The sequence below is a fragment of the Stutzerimonas chloritidismutans AW-1 genome, assembly GCF_000495915.1.
In the GTDB taxonomy this organism is placed as follows: Bacteria; Pseudomonadota; Gammaproteobacteria; order Pseudomonadales; family Pseudomonadaceae; genus Stutzerimonas; species Stutzerimonas chloritidismutans.
In genome coordinates this window covers 1-19,466 of the sequence record NZ_AOFQ01000020.1, presented here as the reverse complement: position 1 = coordinate 19,466, position 19,466 = coordinate 1, and the positions used below count along the sequence as shown (strand labels likewise).

The following is a 19,466-nucleotide window of genomic DNA, read 5'->3' as shown; positions in this document are numbered from 1 at the left end:
GATTACTCGGGTTGCTGCTCGTCCGAGGATGTGTCGTCGATGGTCCAGGCTCGTACGCTTTTCACGCGGTTATCGGCCGCTTGCAGGATTTCCAGCCGGTAGTTGCCGATCTGCAAACAGATGCCGCTATCCGGCATGTGCTCAAGGGCCTCGGTGATGAGGCCGTTGAGCGTCTTGGGGCCGTCGCAAGGCAACTTCCAGCCGAGGGCCCGGTTTACCTCGCGAATGTAGGCGGCGCCATCGATCACTAGCGTGCCGTCGTCCTGCGGGTGAATATCCGGGCTGCGCAGTACGTCCTGATTGCTGAACTCGCCGACGATCTCTTCGAGGATGTCCTCGAGCGTGACGATGCCGCGGACGTCGCCGTATTCGTCGACCACGATGCCGATTCGTCGCTTTTGCTTCTGGAAGTTCAGCAGCTGGGTGGAAAGCGGAGTATTTTCCGGTACGAAATAGGGTTCGTTACAGGCTTCGAGCAGGCTTTCCTTGGTTAGCTGGTCATGACTGAGCAGGCGGGCAATCTGTCGCATATGGACGATGCCCTCGATCTGGTTGATGTCGTTGCGAAACACCGGCAGGCGAGTATGTGGCGTGGTGCGCAGCTGACCGATGATCGATTCCAGATCGTCATCGAGATCGATCCCGGTAACCTCGTTGCGCGGAATCATGATGTCGTCGACAGTGACCCGCTCCAGGTCGAGAATGCCGAGCAGCATGCTCTGGCGATTCAGCGGCAGGTCGGTGCCGGATTCGCGTACGACGCTGCGTAGCTCCTCGGTGGACAGGCTGTCGTTGCCCTTGTTGGATAGGTCGACGCCAAGCAACTTGAGCAGTCCGTTGCTTACCCAGCCGAGCATGGCAACCAGAGGATAAAGCACCTTCTGCAGCAGCTTCAGCGGTAGGCTGACCGGGTAGGCGACAATCTCCGGGCGTAGTGCGGCCAGGGTTTTCGGCGTGATTTCGCCGAAGATCAGCAAGATGATGGTCAGGCCGATGGTGGCAATCGCGATCCCAGCTTCGCCCCATAGCTGCATCGCGAGCACGGTAGCGATGGATGAGGCCAGGATGTTGACGAAGTTGTTGCCAACCAGAATGGTGCCCAGCAGGCGGTCAGGATGGGCCAGCAGTTCGCTGGCGCGCTGCGCGCCTCGATGCCCTTCCTTGGCCTGATGCCTGAGGCGGTAGCGGTTGAGGCTGAGCATGCCGGTTTCGGAACTGGAGAAGAACGCCGAGCACAGCAGCAGAAAGACCAGCAGTCCGACCAGAAAGCCGGGGTGTAGATTTTCCACGGGTTAGCCTGTTTGCGTCAGATGTGCAGGATGAATTCGCGGACGAGCTTGCTGCCGAAATACGCCAGCATCAGCAGGCAGAAACCGACCAGTGTCCAGCGGATGGCCTTGTAGCCGCGCCAGCCAAGCTGGTGGCGCCCCCACAGCAGCAGGCCGAAGACGATCCAGGCAACCACCGAAAGGAGTGTCTTGTGGACCAGGTGCTGCGCAAAAAGGTCATCAAGAAACAGCCAGCCGGAAAGCAGTGAGGCGGACAGAAGCAGCCAACCTGCCCAGAGAAAGCCGAACAACAGGCTTTCCATCGTCTGCAGAGGCGGGAAGTTGCGGATCAGGCCCGAGGGATGCTTGTGCTTGAGGTGATGATCCTGCAGCAGCAGCAACAAGGCCTGGAAGACCGCAATGGTCAGCATGCCGTAGGCCAGGATCGACAGCAGGATATGCGCGAGTATGCCCGGCTCCTCGGCAATCGCAGGTGCAGTGCCGGATGGGGCGAACTGGGCGAAGAGTACCGTCAGGCAGCCCAGTGGAAAGAGCAGCAGCAGCAGGTTTTCCACTGGCATCCGATGCAGCGCCAGTAGTATCAGCAGGATGACAGCGGCGGCAATCAGGCTTGAGGCGGTGAAGAAGTCCAAGTGCAGGCCGCTTGGTGATATCAGCTGGATGAAAAGGCTGATCCCATGGGCAAGCAGAGCGAGCAGTCCGACTGTCAGCAGCAGACGTCTGTCCGGCACGGCGCGTTGTGCCAGACGCAAACTTTGATAACCCGTGGCGCCGGCATACAGAGCCGCGGCGGCAAGGCTGGGTAGCAGAGGGTGCATAAGTTCCGGTAACGGGCTCGAAAGGTCGTGAGTGTGGCACAAAGACCCGAGGCGCAAAAGCGGTGGCCGGGTTACGGATCGTCACGGCGTGCGATGCGCCGCATGCTGCGCCATCCATCCCTGGCTTCGGGTCGCGCGGCGGCTGGCGCGGTCAGGTAAATACGAAAAGCCGTGCAGTCGGGGTACCGGCCTGACGCCCGCACCTTCTATAATCTCGCCCTTCAGCACCCCAGCGTGGAATGGCTCATGTTCGAAAACCTAACCGACCGCCTCTCACAAACGCTTCGCCACGTCACCGGCAAGGCGAAGCTGACCGAGGACAACATCAAGGACACGCTGCGTGAAGTGCGGATGGCGCTGCTTGAGGCCGACGTCGCACTGCCGGTGGTCAAGGAGTTCGTCAATCGGGTCAAGGAGCGCGCTGTTGGCACCGAGGTCTCGAAGAGCCTGACTCCGGGTCAGGCGTTCGTGAAGATCGTTCGCGCAGAGCTGGAAGAGTTGATGGGCGCGGCCAACGAGGACCTGGTGCTTCAGGTCACTCCGCCGGCCGTGGTGCTGATGGCCGGCCTGCAGGGGGCGGGTAAGACCACCACCGTGGGGAAGCTGGCGCGCTTCCTCAAGGAGCGCAAGAAGAAGAGCGTGCTGGTGGTTTCGGCTGACGTCTATCGTCCGGCTGCGATCAAGCAGCTCGAAACCCTGGCTGGCGAAGTGGGTGTGACCTTCTTCCCTTCCGATATCAGCCAGAAGCCGGTGGAGATCGCCCAGGCGGCCATCCGTGAAGCCAAGCTCAAGTTCATTGATGTGGTGCTGGTGGATACTGCCGGTCGTCTGGCCGTAGATGCCGAGATGATGGCCGAGATCCAGGCTGTACACGCCGCGATCAATCCTGCCGAAACGCTGTTCGTGGTCGATGCCATGACGGGCCAGGACGCGGCAAATACCGCCAAGGCGTTCGGCGAAGCACTGCCGCTGACCGGTGTGGTGTTGACCAAGGTGGATGGCGATGCGCGTGGTGGTGCCGCGCTTTCGGTGCGGCACGTGACCGGGAAGCCGATCAAGTTCCTCGGCATGGGCGAGAAGAGTGACGCCCTTGAACCTTTCCATCCGGATCGTATTGCCTCGCGCATCCTCGGCATGGGCGATGTGCTCAGCCTTATCGAGCAGGCCGAGCAGACCCTTGATCGCGAGAAGGCCGAGAAGCTCACCAAGAAGCTCAAGAAGGGCAAAGGGTTCGATCTCGAGGACTTCCGCGATCAGCTGCAGCAGATGAAGAACATGGGCGGCCTCGGTGGCTTGATGGACAAGCTGCCATCGATCGGTGGCGTCAACCTGTCGCAGATGGGGCATGCTCAGGGCGCAGCGGAGAAGCAGTTCATGCAGATGGAGGCGATCATCAACTCGATGACGCCTGCCGAGCGACGCAATCCTGACATCATCAGTGGATCGCGCAAGCGCCGTATCGCCATGGGGTCAGGTACCCAGGTGCAGGATATCGGCCGGCTGATCAAGCAGCACAAGCAGATGCAGAAGATGATGAAAAAGGTCACCGGCAAGGGTGGCATGACCAAGATGATGCGCGGCATGGGCGGCATGTTCCCAGGCGGCGGTATGCCGAAGTTCTAGAAAGTGTCTTGTCGCGGCGCTGAGTCGCGACGTAATGCGGTCTGCAGCCTGATGCCGGGTATCGCCTAGCTCCGGCTGAGACCTTTAGTAAAAGAGTTTGCAAAATCCCCGGCATTCCTTAAAATGTGCGGCCTTTCGGGCCTAGGCCCATTTTAAGTGTGTGCCTTAAGTAAGTTAGCACCGACTACAGGAACGATGTTCACATGGTAACTATTCGTCTCGCCCGTGGCGGCTCCAAGAAGCGCCCTTTCTACCACCTGACCGTGACCAACAGCCGCAACCCGCGTGATGGTCGCTTCGTCGAGCGCATCGGTTTCTTCAACCCGATCGCCACTGGTGCGGAAGTGAAGCTTTCTGTAAACCAGGAGCGCGCTACTTACTGGCTGAGCCAGGGCGCACAGCCGTCTGAGCGCGTTGCTCAGCTGCTGAAGGAAGCTGCCAAGGCCGCTGCCTGAATCTCATGAACGCAACGTCTGCTCCGGTCGATGACCTGGTTGTCATCGGCAAGATCGTTTCGGTGCATGGCGTGCGCGGTGACGTAAAGGTCTACTCCTTTACTGATCCGATCGACAACCTGCTGAACTATCGACGCTGGACGCTGAGGCGAGGCGACGAGGTGAAGCAGGTCGAGTTGGTCAAGGGGCGCCTCCAGGGAAAGATCCTGGTGGCAACGCTGAGTGGGTTGGATGATCGCGAAGTTGCGCGTACCTACGCCGATTTCGAGATATGCATCCCGCGTAGCGAACTGCCCGCCTTGGACGACGGTGAGTACTACTGGTATCAGCTTCAGGGCTTGAAGGTCATCAATCAGGCTGAGCAGTTGCTTGGTCAGATCGATCACCTGCTTGAAACCGGAGCCAACGACGTGATGGTCGTGAAGCCTTGTGCTGAAAGCCTGGACGATCGCGAACGTCTGTTGCCTTACACCGATCAATGCGTGTTGAAGATCGATCTGGTAGCGGGCGAGATGCAGGTCGATTGGGACGCGGATTTCTGAACGGCATGTCCGCTTTGCGCGTCGAGGTCATCAGCCTTTTCCCGGATATGTTCGCAGCGATATGTGACTACGGGATTACCAGTCGTGCCGTGAAGCAGGGGTTGTTGCAGGTGAGCTGCTGGAACCCCAGAAGCTACACCGAAGACCGCCACCAAACAGTGGACGACCGCCCATTCGGCGGTGGCCCCGGCATGGTGATGAAGATCAAGCCGCTCGAGCTTGCCTTGGCTGACGCCAAACAGGCTGCGGGTGAGACGGCGAAGGTGATCTACCTCTCGCCGCAGGGGCGCCAGCTGAAACAGGCTGATGTCCGCGAGATGGCAAAAGAGGATGCGCTTATCCTGATTGCCGGTCGCTACGAAGGTATTGATGAGCGCTTCATCGAAGCGCATGTCGATGAGGAATGGTCGATTGGTGATTACGTGTTGTCCGGTGGCGAGTTGCCGGCAATGGTGCTGATCGACGCCGTGACGAGGCTGCTTCCGGGTGCCCTGGGTCATGCTGGTTCCGCCGAGGAGGATTCGTTCACCGACGGCCTGCTCGACTGTCCGCACTACACGCGTCCTGAGGTGTATGCGGGTAAATGTGTTCCTGATGTGCTGCTCAGCGGCAACCACGAACACATCCGACGCTGGCGCTTGCAGCAGTCCCTTGGAAGGACCTGGGAGCGACGCGCCGATCTTCTGGATAGCCGCTCGCTTTCTGGAGAAGAACAGAAGCTGCTGACGGAATACATCCGCCAGCGGGACGATAGTTAACGTATCGATGGCAACCCACAGGGTTGACCTTAGGAGCACAGCATGACCAACAAGATCATTCAGCAGCTCGAAGCCGAGCAGATGAACAAAGAAATCCCGCCGTTCGCGCCGGGCGACACCGTTATCGTTCAGGTGAAGGTGAAGGAAGGCGAGCGTCAGCGTCTGCAGGCCTTCGAGGGCGTCGTGATCGGCAAGCGCAACCGCGGTCTGAACAGTGCTTTCACCGTTCGCAAGATCTCCAACGGTGTAGGCGTCGAGCGTACTTTCCAGAGCTACAGCCCGATGGTCGACAGCATCAGCGTCAAGCGTCGCGGTGACGTGCGCAAGGCCAAGCTGTACTACCTCCGCGCGCTGTCCGGCAAGGCCGCCCGCATCAAGGAAAAGCTGGTCTAAGACCGCGGTTCCGCAAAAAAGCAGCCCTCGGGCTGCTTTTTTCGTTTCTAGGGCCTGCTGATTCCGGCGGAGCGAGACTTGTGCCTGCGATTGGGGCGGCGATCGGATGAAGAGATTCCGATTCGTTTGCGCTCTGGCTGCATCGGGACGCCTGTGGAAAACTGTTGCACCCCTTCTGATTGAAGCTGTCATGCCTGCACTCGACGACCCCATCATCGACCGTTACCTCGATGCGCTCTGGCTGGAAAAAGGGCTGGCGGACAATAGCCGCGAGGCCTACCGCAGCGACCTCGCATTGTTCAACGGCTGGCTGGAGGAGCGAGGCGTTCGACTTGCCACCGCCGGGCGCGAGATCATTCTCGATCACCTCGCATGGCGTCTGAACAATGGTTACAAGACGCGCTCCACGGCGCGCTTTCTGTCAGGCTTACGGGGCTTTTATCGCTACCTGTTACGCGAGGGCGAGATCGCCGTCGATCCGACCTTGCGCGTGGGTCTGCCACGGCTTGGACGTCCCTTGCCGAAAGCGCTGTCCGAAGCCGATGTAGAGGCATTGCTGGCGGCGCCAGATATTGGAGAGCCGTTAGGTCTGCGTGATCGCGCCATGCTCGAGGTGCTTTATGCCTGCGGGTTGCGGGTTACCGAGTTGATCAGCCTGACGCTCGAGCAGGTCAGCACGCGCCAGGGCGTCGTGCGAACGTTCGGCAAAGGCAATAAAGAGCGTCTTGTGCCGCTTGGCGATGAAGCTTTGCACTGGCTGGAGCGTTATCAGCGCGATGGCCGTGATCTCTTGCTCTCGGGCAAGGCCAGTGATGTGCTGTTTCCCAGTCAGCGCGGTGGCCAGATGACACGCCAGACCTTCTGGCACCGGATCAAGCTGTACGCGAAGGTCGCTGGTGTCGCCGCATCGATTTCACCGCATACCTTGCGCCACGCTTTCGCCACGCACTTGCTCAACCATGGCGCGGATCTGCGCACCGTCCAGATGTTGCTTGGTCACAGCGACCTGTCGACCACTCAGATCTACACCCACATTGCGCGAGCGCGGTTGCAGGAGTTGCATGCGGCGCACCATCCACGCGGCTAGGGCAGAGCGCCGGCGCGGGTAGGCTGGGGTCTCGGCGGCGGCCCAGAGAAGCAGCTAGCAGTTTGTACGGCATGGCTATGATAGGCTCTGCGCCTTTCCCCGATTGTCGCTGCCAGGAGTTTCCATGGGCGTGATTCGTTTGTTCGCTGCCGCCGTTGCAGGTCTGGCCAGCGTTGTTGTAATGGCCGCCGATCCGGATCAGGCGATTCGCCAGTCTTTGCAGAAGATCCAGCCGGACATGCCCATCGAAGCTATTGCTGAGAGCCCGATGCCCGGGGTTTATCAGGTTCAGCTGGAGGGTGGGCGGCAGCTGTATGCCAGCGCTGATGGGCAGTTCGTCATCCAGGGCTATCTCTACCAGTTCAAGGATGGTCAGGCCGTCAACCTGACCGAGCAAGCTCAAAGCAAGTCGGTGGCCAAGCAGATCAACTCGATCCCGGCCAGCGAGATGGTGGTGTTCGCGCCCAAGGAACCCAAGACTCATATCACCGTATTTACCGATACTGACTGTGGCTACTGCCAGAAGCTGCACAGCGAGGTTTCGCAGTTGAACCGCCTCGGCGTTGAGGTTCGCTATGTCGCGTTTCCGCGGCAGGGGATGGGTAGCCATGGGGCCAATACCCTGACCAGCGTGTGGTGCGCCAAGGATCGCCAGGACGCCATGAACAAGGCCAAGGCGCGTGAAGATCTGCCCACAGCCAGCTGCGAGACGCCTATCGAAAAGCAGTATCAGCTTGGCCAGATGATCGGCGTACAGGGCACGCCTGCCATCATTCTCGCCAACGGCCAGATGATTCCCGGCTATCAGCCGGCGGCCCAATTAGCAGAAGTTGCGCTCGCTGCCGAGTAATGCGTTGAGGCCATTGGTCCGATTCATTCGGGCTGATTGCCGATAGTGGAACTGGCTGGCCTGATGCGTTCAAAACCCTAAGGGTCTGAATGAGGAGGGCGTGATGAAGCTCGAAGGTTCCTGTCACTGTCAGGCTGTGCGGTTCAGCCTAGAATCCGCGCAGCCGTATCCTTTCATGCGCTGCTACTGCTCGATCTGTCGCAAGACAGCGGGTGGCGGCGGCTACGCGATCAATCTTGGTGGTGACTATCGAAGCCTGCAGGTCGAGGGGCGGGAGCATCTTGGCGTCTACCAGGCGCATATCACCGATGCCGAGACTGGCGAGGTAAAGATCAGTGATGGTCGCCGCCACTTCTGTCGACACTGCGCCAGTGCGTTGTGGTTGTGGGATCCGAGCTGGCCCGAGCTGGTGCATCCCTTCGCATCGGCGATCGACACCGATCTGCCCATCCCGCTGGAGCACACGCATCTGATGCTCGACTCCAAGGCCAGTTGGGTAGAGCCGCAGGTACAGGGACATGATCGCTGTTTTGCCGAATACCCGGATGAGTCGCTCGCGCAATGGCATCAGCGGTTGAAACTTGACGATCGGGCGTGCCCGCAGCAAGGCGAGGCTGATTGACTAAAAGCTGCTCCCTTCGTAATGTGCGACTCTTTTGTCGACCGGCAGGTCCGGTCGTCTCGCTGTGAATGGGGAGTTCAGCTTGAAACCGGTGAAAGTTGGCATCTGTGGGCTGGGAACCGTCGGTGGCGGTACCTTCAATGTGCTCAAACGCAACGCCGAGGAGATTGCCCGCCGTGCCGGGCGCGGAATCGAGGTTGCGCAGATTGCCACCCGGCACCCGAATCCCAAGTGCGATACCGGTACGACAGCCATCACGGCGGACATCTTCGATGTCGTGAACAACCCCGAAATCGACATCGTTGTCGAGCTGATCGGCGGTTATACCCTGGCCAAGGAGCTCGTCCTCAAGGCCATCGAGAATGGCAAGCATGTGGTCACCGCCAACAAGGCGCTGATCGCCGTGCATGGCAACGAAATCTTCGCCAAGGCGTGCGAGAAGGGCGTAATCGTCGCCTTCGAAGCCTCGGTCGCGGGTGGTATTCCGGTCATCAAGGCGATTCGTGAAGGGTTGGCCGGTAACCGCATCAACTGGCTGGCGGGAATCATCAACGGCACCGGCAACTTCATCCTCACCGAGATGCGTGAAAAGGGGCGGACCTTCGAGGACGTTCTCAAGGAAGCCCAGGAGCTCGGCTACGCCGAGGCCGACCCGACCTTCGACGTCGAGGGCATTGATGCCGCGCACAAGCTTACGATCCTGGCGTCCATCGCTTTCGGGATCCCGCTGCAGTTCGACAAGGCTTACACCGAGGGCATCGCGCGCCTGACCACGGCTGATGTGAATTACGCCGAAGCGCTGGGCTATCGCATCAAGCACCTGGGCGTCGCCCGCCGCACCGATGCTGGCATCGAACTGCGCGTTCATCCGACACTGATTCCGGCCGACCGCCTGATCGCCAACGTCAATGGCGTGATGAATGCGGTCATGGTCAATGGCGACGCCGTCGGCAGCACGCTCTACTACGGCGCCGGTGCAGGCATGGAGCCGACCGCTTCGGCAGTCGTGGCCGACCTCGTGGATGTGACCCGGGCCCTGACCACCGATCCGAACAATCGCGTGCCGCATCTGGCGTTCCAGCCCGACTCGCTGTCCGATCATCCAATTCTGCCGATCAGTGCCTGCGAGAGCGCCTACTACCTGCGCATCCAGGCCAAGGACCATCCGGGCGTGCTGGCTCAGGTGGCAACCATTCTCTCCGAGCGTGGCATCAACATCGAGTCGATCATGCAGAAGGAGGCCGAAGTCCAGGACGGTCTGGTTCCTGTGATTCTGGTGACCCATCGAGTGGTCGAGCAGCGTATCGACGATGCTATCGCTGCGTTGGAAGCCCTCGATGATGTGGCGGACAAGGTCGTGCGCATTCGCGTCGAACAGCTCAACTAACCAAGCCGCAGGCCGCAGCTGCAGGCAAGGAACAGCCTGATACCTGCAGCGCCAGCCTGCCGCTCGAACCGAAGGTTTGAACAAATGCGCTACATCAGCACTCGCGGCCAGGCGCCGGCCCTGAACTTCGAAGACGTCCTGCTGGCCGGCCTGGCCAGCGATGGCGGCCTGTACGTGCCGGAGAACCTGCCGCGGTTCACCGTGGAAGAAATTGCCTCCTGGGCCGGCCTGCCGTATCACGAGCTGGCCTTTCGGGTCATGCGCCCGTTCGTTGCCGGCAGCATTCCGGACGCCGACTTCAAGCGAATCCTCGAAGAAACCTATGGCGTCTTCGCCCATAGCGCCATCGCCCCGCTGCGTCAGCTGAACGGCAACGAGTGGGTGCTGGAGCTGTTTCACGGCCCAACCCTGGCGTTCAAGGATTTCGCCTTGCAGCTGCTCGGTCGTCTGCTCGATTACGTGCTGGCCAAGCGCGGCGAGCGCGTGGTGATCATGGGCGCCACCTCCGGTGATACCGGTTCGGCGGCCATCGAAGGCTGCAAGGCCTGCGACAACGTCGACATCTTCATCATGCACCCGCACAACCGCGTATCCGAGGTGCAGCGCCGGCAGATGACCACCATCCTCGGCGACAACATTCACAACATCGCCATCGAAGGCAACTTCGACGACTGCCAGGAGATGGTCAAGGCCAGCTTTGCCGACCAGGGTTTCCTCAAGGGCACCCGTCTGGTGGCAGTCAACTCGATTAACTGGGCGCGGATCATGGCCCAGATCGTCTACTACTTCCACGCTGCGCTGCAGCTCGGCGGTCCGGCGCGCTCCGTGGCGTTCTCAGTGCCGACCGGCAATTTCGGCGACATCTTTGCCGGCTATCTGGCGCGCAACATGGGCCTGCCGATCAACCAGCTGATCGTTGCCACCAACCGCAACGATATCCTGCATCGCTTCATGTCCGGCAACCGCTACGACAAGGACACCCTGCACGCGTCGCTGTCGCCGTCGATGGACATCATGGTGTCGTCGAACTTCGAGCGTCTGCTGTTCGACCTGCATGGTCGCAATGGCAAGGCCGTGGCCGAATTGCTGGATGGCTTCCGTGCCAGCGGCAAGCTGTCGGTGGAAGAGGAACGCTGGGCCGAAGCGCGCAAGCTGTTCGATTCGCTGGCCGTGGATGACGAGCAGACCTGCGCCACCATCGCCCAGGTCTTCAAGGAAACCGGCGAGGTGCTTGATCCGCATACGGCCATCGGCGTGCATGCCGCACGCGAATGCCGTCGCAGCCTGAGCATCCCGATGGTGACACTGGGCACCGCGCACCCGGTGAAATTCCCGGATGCGGTGGAGAAGGCGGGTATTGGCCAGGCACTTGCCCTGCCAGCGCACCTGGCTGATCTGTTCGAACGCAGCGAGCGTTGCACGGTGCTGCCGAACGAACTGAAGGCCGTTCAGGCTTTCGTTGGCCAGCACGGCAACCGGGGCAAGCCGCTGTAACGCTGCGGTAATACAAAAAGGCCAGTCGCATGACTGGCCTTTTTTCGTTTACAGCCTCGATCTCGACTGCTGGCATTGCAAAGCGGGCCTTCGCCCCGATGCGCCGTATCCCGGACGTTACTCGTCGAACTCTTCCCAGCCGCCCATTTCCCGCCAACGATTGACGATGCCGCAGAACAGCTCGGCAGTCTTCTCGGTGTCGTACCGGGCCGAGTGCGCCTCGCGGCCGTCGAAGTCGATCCCGGCGGCCTGGCAGGCCTTGGCCAGCACGGTCTGACCGTAGGCAAGGCCAGCGAGGGTGGCGGTGTCGAAGCTGGAGAAGGGGTGGAACGGGTTGCGCTTGATCTCGCAACGAGCGATCGCTGCGTTGAGAAATCCCAGGTCGAAGCTGCTGTTATGACCGACCAGAATCGCGCGCTTGCAGCCGGCGGATTTCACCGCCTTGCGCACGCTGCGAAAGATATCGGTCAGGGCCTGCGATTCGGGCACGGCCATGCGCAGCGGATGGTCGAGCTTGATGCCGGTGAACTCCAGCGCGGCTGCCTCGATGTTGGCGCCAGCGAAAGGCTCCACGCGGTAGAACAAGGTGTCCTGCGGGTACAGCAGGCCTTGCTCGTCCATGCCGATGGTCACGGCCGCAATTTCCAGCAGCGCATCCGTTGCGCTGTTGAAGCCGCCGCACTCGACATCGATCACCACTGGCAGGAAACCACGGAAACGCCGCGCCATCGGCGAGCGGGGTTTGCCCGGCAGGTGCTCTTCGAGCTCGTCTTCGAAGTGTTCTTCGCTCATGCGTTCGTCTCCAGACGCCAGTGCAGTCGTTCCCCGGCACGCAGCGGCACGACGACCTGCTCACCGAATGGCAGATTGGCCGGCACGTTCCACTCCTCGCGCACCAGGGTGATCTGCGTGGTGTTGCGCGGCAGACCGTAGAAATCCGGACCGAAGTGACTGGCAAAGGGTTCCAGTTTGTCCAGCGCCTGCCGCTGCTCGAAGGCTTCGGCGTACAGCTCGATGGCCGCATGCGCGGTATAGCACCCAGCACAACCGCAGGCAGCTTCCTTGGCGTGCTGTGCGTGGGGGGCCGAGTCGGTGCCGAGGAAGAACTTCGGGCTGCCGCTGGTGGCGGCATCCAGCAGGGCTTCCTGGTGAACGTTGCGCTTGAGCACTGGCAGGCAGAACAAATGCGGACGAATGCCGCCGACCAGCATGTGGTTGCGGTTGTACAGCAGATGGTGCGCGGTGATGGTGGCGCCGACGTTGGTGCCTGCCGCCTGGACGAACTGCACGGCGTCACGGGTGGTGATGTGCTCGAACACCACTTTCAGGGTTGGGAAGCGCGCGGTGACGCGACTCAACTGCTCGTCGATGAAGTGTTTCTCACGATCGAAGATATCGATCTCGCTGCGCGTGACCTCGCCGTGGACCAGCAAAGGCAGGCCGACCTCCGCCATGGTTTCCAGCACGCCGAAGATGTTGTCGATGGCGGTCACGCCGGAAGCGGAGTTGGTGGTCGCGCCTGCCGGATATAGCTTGGCGGCATGCACGAAGCCGCTGGCCTTGGCCTGGCGGATATCGTCAGAACTGGTGCTGTCGGTGAGATAGAGCACCATCAATGGCGCGAAATCACTGCCGGTCGGCCGAGCCGCCAGGATGCGCTGGCGATAGGCTTCGGCCTCGTCGGCATTGCGTACCGGTGGCACCAGGTTCGGCATGATGATGGCGCGGGCGAACTGGCGAGCAGCATCCGCGACGGTGTGAGGCAGGGCGGCGCCGTCGCGCAGGTGGATGTGCCAGTCGTCGGGGCGCAGCAGGGTGAGTCGGTCGGACATGCAGGGGTTTCCAGGCGGGTGAAACGTGCGCGAATGCTACCGGAAAAGCCCGGAGACGGCATCTTGCCTTCGTCTGCCAGGCTTGGGCACTGACCGTGACACGCTCAAGTTTGCCGGTCGGGCACCGATACCTAGAAGGAATACGCATCCTCTCGGAGTTCATCGTGCGCCTGCGCCCCCTCGTACTGTTGTGCCTGCTCGCTTCACCGGCCAACGCCCTGACATTCCAGACGCGGCTGGAACGGGTGCAATGGCAGGTGGAGGGCGATCAGTTCGAGTGCCGACTGACCCAGCCCATCGCCGGTTTCGGCAGCGGCGAGTTCGTCAGGCGTGCCGGCGAACAGGCGGTCTTTCGTCTGCACTCGCCGGAGCGCTGGCTTGGCGCCGGCTCGGCGACACTGCTTGCCGCAGCGGCGCCTTGGCAACCGTCGCGCAGTGATATCAATCTCGGCGTGGTCACCGTGAGTGGAGGCGATATTCCGTTCAACAGCACCCAGCTACAGGCCGGGCGCCTGCTTAGCGGCCTGCTCGAAGGGCGTAGCCCGGTGGTTCGGCATCGCACCATGCACGGCGGCGACACCCTGGAGATTCGCCTGTTGCCGGCGCGCTTCGGCAAGGCTTACGAGGAGTACCGCGTCTGTACGGCCAAGCTGCTGCCAGTCAATTTCGATCAGGTGCGCCAGTCGCAGATCGGTTTCCCGAGCAGCGATGTGGTGCTGGACGCTCAGGGGCGCGCCAGGCTCGATGTCGTTCTGCAGTACATGCGCGCCGATCCCAGTGTGAATCGCATCGAACTGGACGGCCACTCGGACAACAGCGGCAATCGCCTGCTCAATCGGGATCTGTCGCGCCGTCGCGCACTGGCGGTTCAGGAGTATCTGGTCGCCAACGGCATAGCTCTGGAGCAGATCACCCTGCGCTTCCATGGCGAGCGCTATCCGCTGGTGGCCAACAGCAGCGAGGCCAATCGCGCGAAGAATCGGCGTGTCACCTTGCGCCTGGCGCGAGAAGCGGCGCCTCCTGCGCCCTCGGCTCCCGCCGCCCCGTCGTCTTGATTGCCGCCGCAGCGGCGCGCCCCTGTAAAAGCCAGCCCATGACCGGTAGAATCGCAGGCTTTCCGTACAACCCGTGGAGCTGATGGCATGGCGGACGTTAAGAAGGTAGTTCTGGCCTATTCCGGTGGCCTGGACACCTCGGTGATTCTGAAGTGGCTGCAAGACACCTATAACTGTGAAGTGGTGACCTTCACCGCCGACCTCGGCCAGGGCGAAGAAGTCGAGCCAGCGCGCACCAAGGCGCAGGCTCTGGGCGTCAAGGAAATCTACATCGACGACCTGCGCGAAGAGTTCGTGCGCGACTTCGTCTTCCCCATGTTCCGTGCCAACACCGTTTACGAAGGCGAGTACCTGCTGGGTACCTCCATCGCCCGTCCGCTGATCGCCAAGCGCCTGATCGAGATCGCCAACGAGACTGGTGCCGATGCCATCTCCCACGGTGCCACCGGCAAGGGTAACGACCAGGTGCGCTTCGAGCTGGGCGCCTATGCGCTGAAGCCGGGCGTCAAGGTGATCGCTCCCTGGCGCGAGTGGGATCTGCTGTCGCGCGAGAAGCTGATGGACTACGCCGAGAAGCATGCCATCCCGATCGAGCGCCACGGCAAGAAGAAGTCGCCTTACTCCATGGATGCCAACCTGCTGCACATCTCCTACGAGGGCGGTGTGCTGGAAGACACCTGGACCGAGCACGAAGAAGACATGTGGCGCTGGACCAAGTCGCCGGAAGCGGCGCCGGACACCCCCACCTACATCGAACTGACCTACCGCAAGGGCGACATCGTCGCCATCGATGGCAAGGACATGACTCCAGCTCAGGTCCTGGCCGAGCTGAACCGCATCGGCGGCGAAAACGGCATCGGCCGCCTCGACATCGTCGAGAACCGCTATGTCGGCATGAAGTCCCGCGGCTGCTATGAGACGCCCGGCGGCACCATCATGCTGCGCGCCCACCGCGCCATCGAGTCGATCACCCTGGACCGCGAGGTCGCGCACCTGAAAGACGAGCTGATGCCCAAGTACGCCAGCCTGATCTACAACGGCTACTGGTGGAGTCCCGAGCGCAGCATGCTGCAGCAGATGATCGACGCTTCCCAGGTCAACGTGAACGGCGTCGTGCGCCTGAAGCTGTACAAGGGCAACGTCATCGTCGTCGGCCGCAAGTCCGACGATTCGCTGTTCGACGCCAACATTGCGACCTTCGAAGAGGATGGCGGCGCCTACAACCAGGCGGACGCCGGGGGCTTCATCAAGCTTAACGCGCTGCGCATGCGCATCGCTGCTGGAAAGGGCCGCACCCAGTTCTGATAAGCTGGCGCGCCTGAGCCAACCGACCCCGGCCACGTGCCGGGGTTGTACTTTCTGCACTGCCACAAGCGCTGCCGAACGAGGAGACCCGAATCATGAGACTGCTGCATACCATGCTGCGTGTCGGCGATATGGAAAAATCCATCGCCTTCTACACCGAAGTGCTGGGCATGACCCTGCTGCGCCGCAAAGATTATCCGGACGGCAAGTTCACCCTGGCTTTCGTCGGCTACGGCGACGAGGCGCATAACAGCGTGATCGAGCTGACCCATAATTGGGGTGTCGAGACGTACGAACTGGGTAATGGCTACGGCCACATCGCCCTGGAAGTGGAAGATGTCTACAAGGCCTGCGAGGACATCCGTGCCCGTGGCGGCAAGATCACCCGGGAGCCGGGGCCGATGATGCACGGTTCGAGCATTCTGGCCTTCGTTGAAGACCCGGATGGCTACAAGATAGAACTGTTATCGCCGAAGCGCGCTGACTGATCGGTAGATATGAAAAAGCCCCTTTCGGGGCTTTTTCTTTTATAGATCGAAGTCGAAGTCGTTCAACTGTTTCTGCAGGCGGCGTTCCTCCAGCAGGTTGTCGATGATTCGGCGCTTGGTCAGATTGGTCTTGGCGACCTCGACGGGAGCTTCGCTGCTCTCATCGTCATCTTCGGCGATGAAATCGTCTTCGATCTGAATGTCTTCTTTCTCGGCCACTTGTTCACTCCAAGGCTACGGGGCGCTCTTGGCGCACCTTATAGCCGCAAATCGGGAGCCGGTAAAAAAGTTTTTTTCAATCGCGATGCAAGCTTTTCGCTAGCGCGCTCAATCGTCCGAAGTCTTGTGCCTGTATTCGCAGAGATCCTCGATCCGGCAGCTGCCGCATAGTGGTTTGCGCGCCTTGCAGACATAGCGTCCGTGCAGGATCAGCCAGTGGTGTGCGTCGAGCAGATAATCCTTCGGTACGAAACGAACCAGCTTGCGTTCGACCTCCAGAACGTTCTTGCCTGGGGCGATGCCGGTGCGGTTGCTGACCCGGAAGATGTGCGTGTCCACCGCCATGGTGAATTGGCGGAATGCCGTGTTCAGTACCACGTTGGCGGTCTTGCGGCCCACCCCGGGGAGGGCTTCCAGATCCTCGCGATTGTCCGGCACCTGGCCGCCATGCTTCTCGATCAGGATGCGACAGGTCTCGATGACGTTCTTCGCCTTGCTCGGATACAACCCGATGGTGCGGATGTATTCGCACAGGCCGTCGTAGCCGAGGGCGTAGATCGCCTCCGGGGTGTTGGCCACGGGGTAGAGCCTGGCAGTGGCCTTGTTCACGCCGACATCGGTGGCCTGGGCCGAGAGGATCACGGCGATCAGCAGCTCGAAGGGCGTGCTGTAGGCCAGCTCGGTCTTCGGCTCGGGGTTGTCTTCATGCAAGCGCCGGAAGATTTCCCGACGTTTTTCGGCATTCATCGGAACGGGCTCACTCGATCACACCGGTTACGCGTACGCGGCGGCTGGTGGCCGGTGCAGCGGGCTGGGTGGCGCGGGCACGTTCGGCAAGCTGCTGGTCGATCCGGTTCTTCAGCGCAATCAGCAGGCCGAGCACGATGAAGGCACCAGGCGGCAGAATCGCCAACAGGAAGCCCTTGTAGTCGCTGAACAGAGTGATCTGCCAGTCAGCGGCGATCGGGCCGAACAGCAGGTGCATGTTGGCGAACAGCGCACCGGTGCCGAACAGTTCGCGCAGGCCGCCGAGCACCACCAGAACCAGACAGAAGCCGATGCCCATGACCAGACCGTCGAAGCCTGCGATCAGTGGATTGTGTTTGGCGGCGAACCCGTCGGCGCGTCCAAGGATGACGCAGTTGGTGGTGATCAGCGGGATGAAGATGCCGAGGATCTGGTACAGCTCGTAGGTGAAGGCCTGCATCAGTAGCTCAATGCAGGTGGTCAGCGCGGCGATGATCATCACGAATGCCGGCAGACGCACCGCGGTGTTGACCACGCCGCGCACCAGCGATACGCCGATGTTCGAACAGGTCAGCACCAGCATCGTTGCCAGGCCGAGTCCGAGTGCGTTGACCGCCGAGTTGCTGACGCCGAGCAGCGGACAGAGCCCGAGCAGCTGGACCAGCGCCGGGTTGTTCTTCCACAGTCCGTTGACGGTCAGTTCGCGATAGCTGGGTGCGCTCATGGCTGATCCCCTTGCGGCTCGGCTTCAGGCTCGTTGGTTTGCAGCTCGTCGCGGGTGGCGGCACTTCCGGCGCGTGAGTGGACGGTGGCTCCGGCGGGCTCGGTGCGGCTTTCCAAGGCGTCGCCGACGGCCCCGGTCGTCTCGCCGCCGGTTGCCAGCAGCTCGGCCTTGTGCGCATCGAAGTACTGCAAGGCGCGGTGCACGGCGCCGACCACGGCGCGGGGGGTGATGGTGGCGCCGGCGAACTGGTCGAACTCGCCGCGATCCTTCTTCACTGCCCAGCCTTCGGCCTCGGGGCTGCTCAGCGACTTGCCTTCGAAACTGCGAATCCAAGGACTTTTCGCCAGTTCGATCTTGTCGCCCAGTCCTGGCGTTTCACGATGACCGATGACGCGGACACCGGCGACCCGGCCGTCGGCGTGGATGCCCACCAGCAGGTGAATCGCGCCGCTGTAGCCATCCGGCGCGATGGCCTGGAGGATCACGGCGCTTGGCCGGCCATCCTTGATGGCGACATAGGCGGGCAGAGGGCTCTTGTTGCCGAGCAAGCGGTCCTGGATCGGCACGCTGTCGTCGAGCAGGTGATTGTCATAACTGCCTGCGGGCAGAATTTCACCCAGTGCGCGAACCTGTGCGGCGCGTTCGGCGGCCTGGATGCGTTCGGCGGTTCCCTGCTGAAGCAGCGTCACCGCGCCTACGGTGACAATTGCGAACAAGCCCAGCACCGCGGCGTTCTTCAGCATGGAACGGCTGATTTCGGGAAGCATCATGTCATTCGCCCAGCTTGAAGCCGCGCTCGGCCTTGCGGTGGCCGTAGGTGCGCGGGCGGGTGTAGTAATCGATAGTGGGTGCCGCCAGGTTCATCAGCAATACGCCGAAGGCCACGCCATCCGGATAGCCGCCCCAGGCGCGGATGACGTAGACCAGAATGCCGACGCCAACACCGAAGATGAGACGCCCGAGCGGGCTGGTGGCGCTGCTGACCGGATCGGTGACGATGAAGAACGCGCCGAGCATAGTGGCGCCGCTGAGCAGATGGAACAGTGGCGAGCCGTTGCTATCGGAGCCCGAGCCATTCCAGAACACCAGGCTCATCACCACCAGCGCGGCGAGCATGCCCACTGGCGCATGCCAGCTGAACAGCCTTTTGTGCAGCAGGAACAGGCCGCCGGCTAGGAAAGCCAGGTTCACCACCTCCGAACCGATACCGCCAAAGTGGCCGAACGCCGGATTGCTCCACAGCTCGTCGATGGTCAGGCTTTTGTTCACCTTCAGTACGTCGAGGGCCGTGGCCTGGGTCCAGCCATCGGGCAGCGAGGCGATGCCGAGGATGTGCTGCAGGCCGGCACTCAGCCCGACGCTGTGCGGCACAGGCCAGGTTGTCATTTCGACCGGGAAGGAAATCAGCACCACCACGTAGCCGATCATCGCCGGGTTGAAGGGGTTCTGGCCAAGGCCGCCATACAGCTGTTTGCCGAAGACCACCGCGCAACCAGTGGCAATCAGTGTCAGCCACCAGGGTGAGTAGGGCGGCAGCGCGAGGGCCAGCAACACAGCGGTAACCAGCACGCTGCCATCGCGGAGAAAGAAGCCTACCGGACGCTGGCGCAGCTTCAGAATCGCTGCTTCGAAACCAAGAGCGGCCGCGCAGGCCCAGGCCATGTTGATCAACGTACCGGCGCCGTAAAGCCAGGTCAGCACGATCACGCCGGGCAGGGTAGCCGCGAGCACCAGCAGCATGACGCGCTGGGTACGGCTGGGGGCCTTGGCATGGGGGG

Annotated in this window: 22 protein-coding genes; 13 read left to right on the top strand and 9 right to left on the bottom strand. The window is 61.5% G+C overall.

The annotated features are described in order from the left end of the window. Positions 1–2: 2 nt before the first annotated feature. Complete coding sequence (locus F753_RS32505) at positions 3–1,289, bottom strand: HlyC/CorC family transporter (RefSeq protein ID WP_014821243.1); 1,287 nt, start codon at positions 1,287–1,289, stop codon at positions 3–5. A 17-nt stretch (positions 1,290–1,306) separates the two neighbouring features. Then, positions 1,307–2,107 (bottom strand): cytochrome C assembly family protein, encoded by an 801-nt coding sequence (locus tag F753_RS32500; protein WP_023444752.1) that lies wholly within the window; start codon positions 2,105–2,107, stop codon positions 1,307–1,309. Between the two features lie 246 nt (positions 2,108–2,353). Between F753_RS32500 and ffh the strand changes: the two genes are divergently transcribed. From ffh to thrC, 10 genes are all read left to right on the top strand, one after another. After that, positions 2,354–3,730 (top strand): signal recognition particle protein, encoded by a 1,377-nt coding sequence (gene ffh, locus F753_RS32495; protein WP_023444751.1) that lies wholly within the window; start codon positions 2,354–2,356, stop codon positions 3,728–3,730. A gap of 203 nt (positions 3,731–3,933) precedes the next feature. Then, on the top strand, positions 3,934–4,185 hold the full coding sequence (gene rpsP / locus F753_RS32490; RefSeq protein WP_003293628.1) for a 30S ribosomal protein S16: 252 nt from the start codon (positions 3,934–3,936) through the stop codon (positions 4,183–4,185). A gap of 5 nt (positions 4,186–4,190) precedes the next feature. Then, positions 4,191–4,727 (top strand): ribosome maturation factor RimM, encoded by a 537-nt coding sequence (rimM, locus tag F753_RS32485; RefSeq protein WP_023444750.1) that lies wholly within the window; start codon positions 4,191–4,193, stop codon positions 4,725–4,727. 5 nt (positions 4,728–4,732) lie between these two features. Further along, positions 4,733–5,485 carry a tRNA (guanosine(37)-N1)-methyltransferase TrmD gene (gene trmD / locus F753_RS32480; protein WP_023444749.1) on the top strand — a complete coding sequence of 251 codons (753 nt, stop codon included), beginning with the start codon at positions 4,733–4,735 and terminating at the stop codon, positions 5,483–5,485. Between the two features lie 42 nt (positions 5,486–5,527). Next, positions 5,528–5,878 carry a 50S ribosomal protein L19 gene (gene rplS, locus F753_RS32475; RefSeq protein ID WP_003303444.1) on the top strand — a complete coding sequence of 117 codons (351 nt, stop codon included), beginning with the start codon at positions 5,528–5,530 and terminating at the stop codon, positions 5,876–5,878. Between the two features lie 190 nt (positions 5,879–6,068). Next, positions 6,069–6,965, top strand: a complete 897-nt coding sequence (gene xerD, locus F753_RS32470) for a site-specific tyrosine recombinase XerD (protein WP_023444748.1) — start codon at positions 6,069–6,071, stop codon at positions 6,963–6,965. A 124-nt stretch (positions 6,966–7,089) separates the two neighbouring features. After that, the gene (locus F753_RS32465; RefSeq protein WP_023444747.1) at positions 7,090–7,815 is read left to right on the top strand and encodes a thioredoxin fold domain-containing protein; all 726 of its coding nucleotides are present in this window, start codon (positions 7,090–7,092) and stop codon (positions 7,813–7,815) included. Between the two features lie 103 nt (positions 7,816–7,918). After that, entirely contained in the window at positions 7,919–8,437 is a 519-nt protein-coding gene (locus F753_RS32460; RefSeq protein WP_023444746.1) for a GFA family protein, read from the top strand. An 82-nt stretch (positions 8,438–8,519) separates the two neighbouring features. Continuing rightward, entirely contained in the window at positions 8,520–9,824 is a 1,305-nt protein-coding gene (locus tag F753_RS32455; protein WP_003303438.1) for a homoserine dehydrogenase, read from the top strand. Positions 9,825–9,908: 84 nt separating this feature from the next. Continuing rightward, positions 9,909–11,318, top strand: coding sequence for a threonine synthase (thrC, locus tag F753_RS32450; protein ID WP_023444745.1), 1,410 nt, complete (start codon positions 9,909–9,911; stop codon positions 11,316–11,318). A gap of 117 nt (positions 11,319–11,435) precedes the next feature. Here the strand turns inward: thrC and rnt are convergent, their stop codons facing one another. Beyond that, entirely contained in the window at positions 11,436–12,110 is a 675-nt protein-coding gene (gene rnt / locus F753_RS32445; protein ID WP_023444744.1) for a ribonuclease T, read from the bottom strand. Then, positions 12,107–13,150, bottom strand: a complete 1,044-nt coding sequence (pyrC, locus tag F753_RS32440; protein ID WP_023444743.1) for a dihydroorotase — start codon at positions 13,148–13,150, stop codon at positions 12,107–12,109. The genes rnt and pyrC overlap by 4 nt, the downstream gene beginning before the upstream one ends. 164 nt (positions 13,151–13,314) lie before the next feature. Here pyrC and F753_RS32435 point away from each other — a divergent pair, with 164 nt between their 5' ends. The 3 genes from F753_RS32435 (at position 13,315) to gloA (ending at position 15,998) form a co-directional block, all read left to right on the top strand. Next, positions 13,315–14,205 (top strand): flagellar protein MotY, encoded by an 891-nt coding sequence (locus tag F753_RS32435; protein WP_023444742.1) that lies wholly within the window; start codon positions 13,315–13,317, stop codon positions 14,203–14,205. Between the two features lie 87 nt (positions 14,206–14,292). Then, complete coding sequence (locus tag F753_RS32430) at positions 14,293–15,510, top strand: argininosuccinate synthase (protein ID WP_023444741.1); 1,218 nt, start codon at positions 14,293–14,295, stop codon at positions 15,508–15,510. Between the two features lie 95 nt (positions 15,511–15,605). Further along, positions 15,606–15,998 carry a lactoylglutathione lyase gene (gloA, locus tag F753_RS32425; protein ID WP_003282968.1) on the top strand — a complete coding sequence of 131 codons (393 nt, stop codon included), beginning with the start codon at positions 15,606–15,608 and terminating at the stop codon, positions 15,996–15,998. A gap of 39 nt (positions 15,999–16,037) precedes the next feature. On the opposite strand, the gene F753_RS32420 is transcribed toward gloA, so the two are convergent. From F753_RS32420 to F753_RS32400, 5 genes are all read right to left on the bottom strand, one after another. Then, positions 16,038–16,217, bottom strand: a complete 180-nt coding sequence (locus F753_RS32420; protein WP_003282969.1) for a PA3496 family putative envelope integrity protein — start codon at positions 16,215–16,217, stop codon at positions 16,038–16,040. 108 nt (positions 16,218–16,325) lie between these two features. After that, a complete protein-coding gene (gene nth, locus F753_RS32415; protein WP_023444740.1) occupies positions 16,326–16,964 on the bottom strand; it encodes an endonuclease III in 639 nt (212 codons plus the stop codon). 10 nt (positions 16,965–16,974) lie between these two features. Then, positions 16,975–17,688, bottom strand: a complete 714-nt coding sequence (locus F753_RS32410; RefSeq protein ID WP_014819503.1) for an electron transport complex subunit E — start codon at positions 17,686–17,688, stop codon at positions 16,975–16,977. Then, the gene (rsxG, locus tag F753_RS32405) at positions 17,685–18,458 is read right to left on the bottom strand and encodes an electron transport complex subunit RsxG (protein WP_023444739.1); all 774 of its coding nucleotides are present in this window, start codon (positions 18,456–18,458) and stop codon (positions 17,685–17,687) included. The genes F753_RS32410 and rsxG overlap by 4 nt, the downstream gene beginning before the upstream one ends. A gap of 1 nt (position 18,459) precedes the next feature. Then, positions 18,460–19,466, bottom strand: a 1,007-nt coding sequence (locus tag F753_RS32400; protein WP_023444738.1) for an RnfABCDGE type electron transport complex subunit D, incomplete at its 5' end; no start/stop codon positions are given.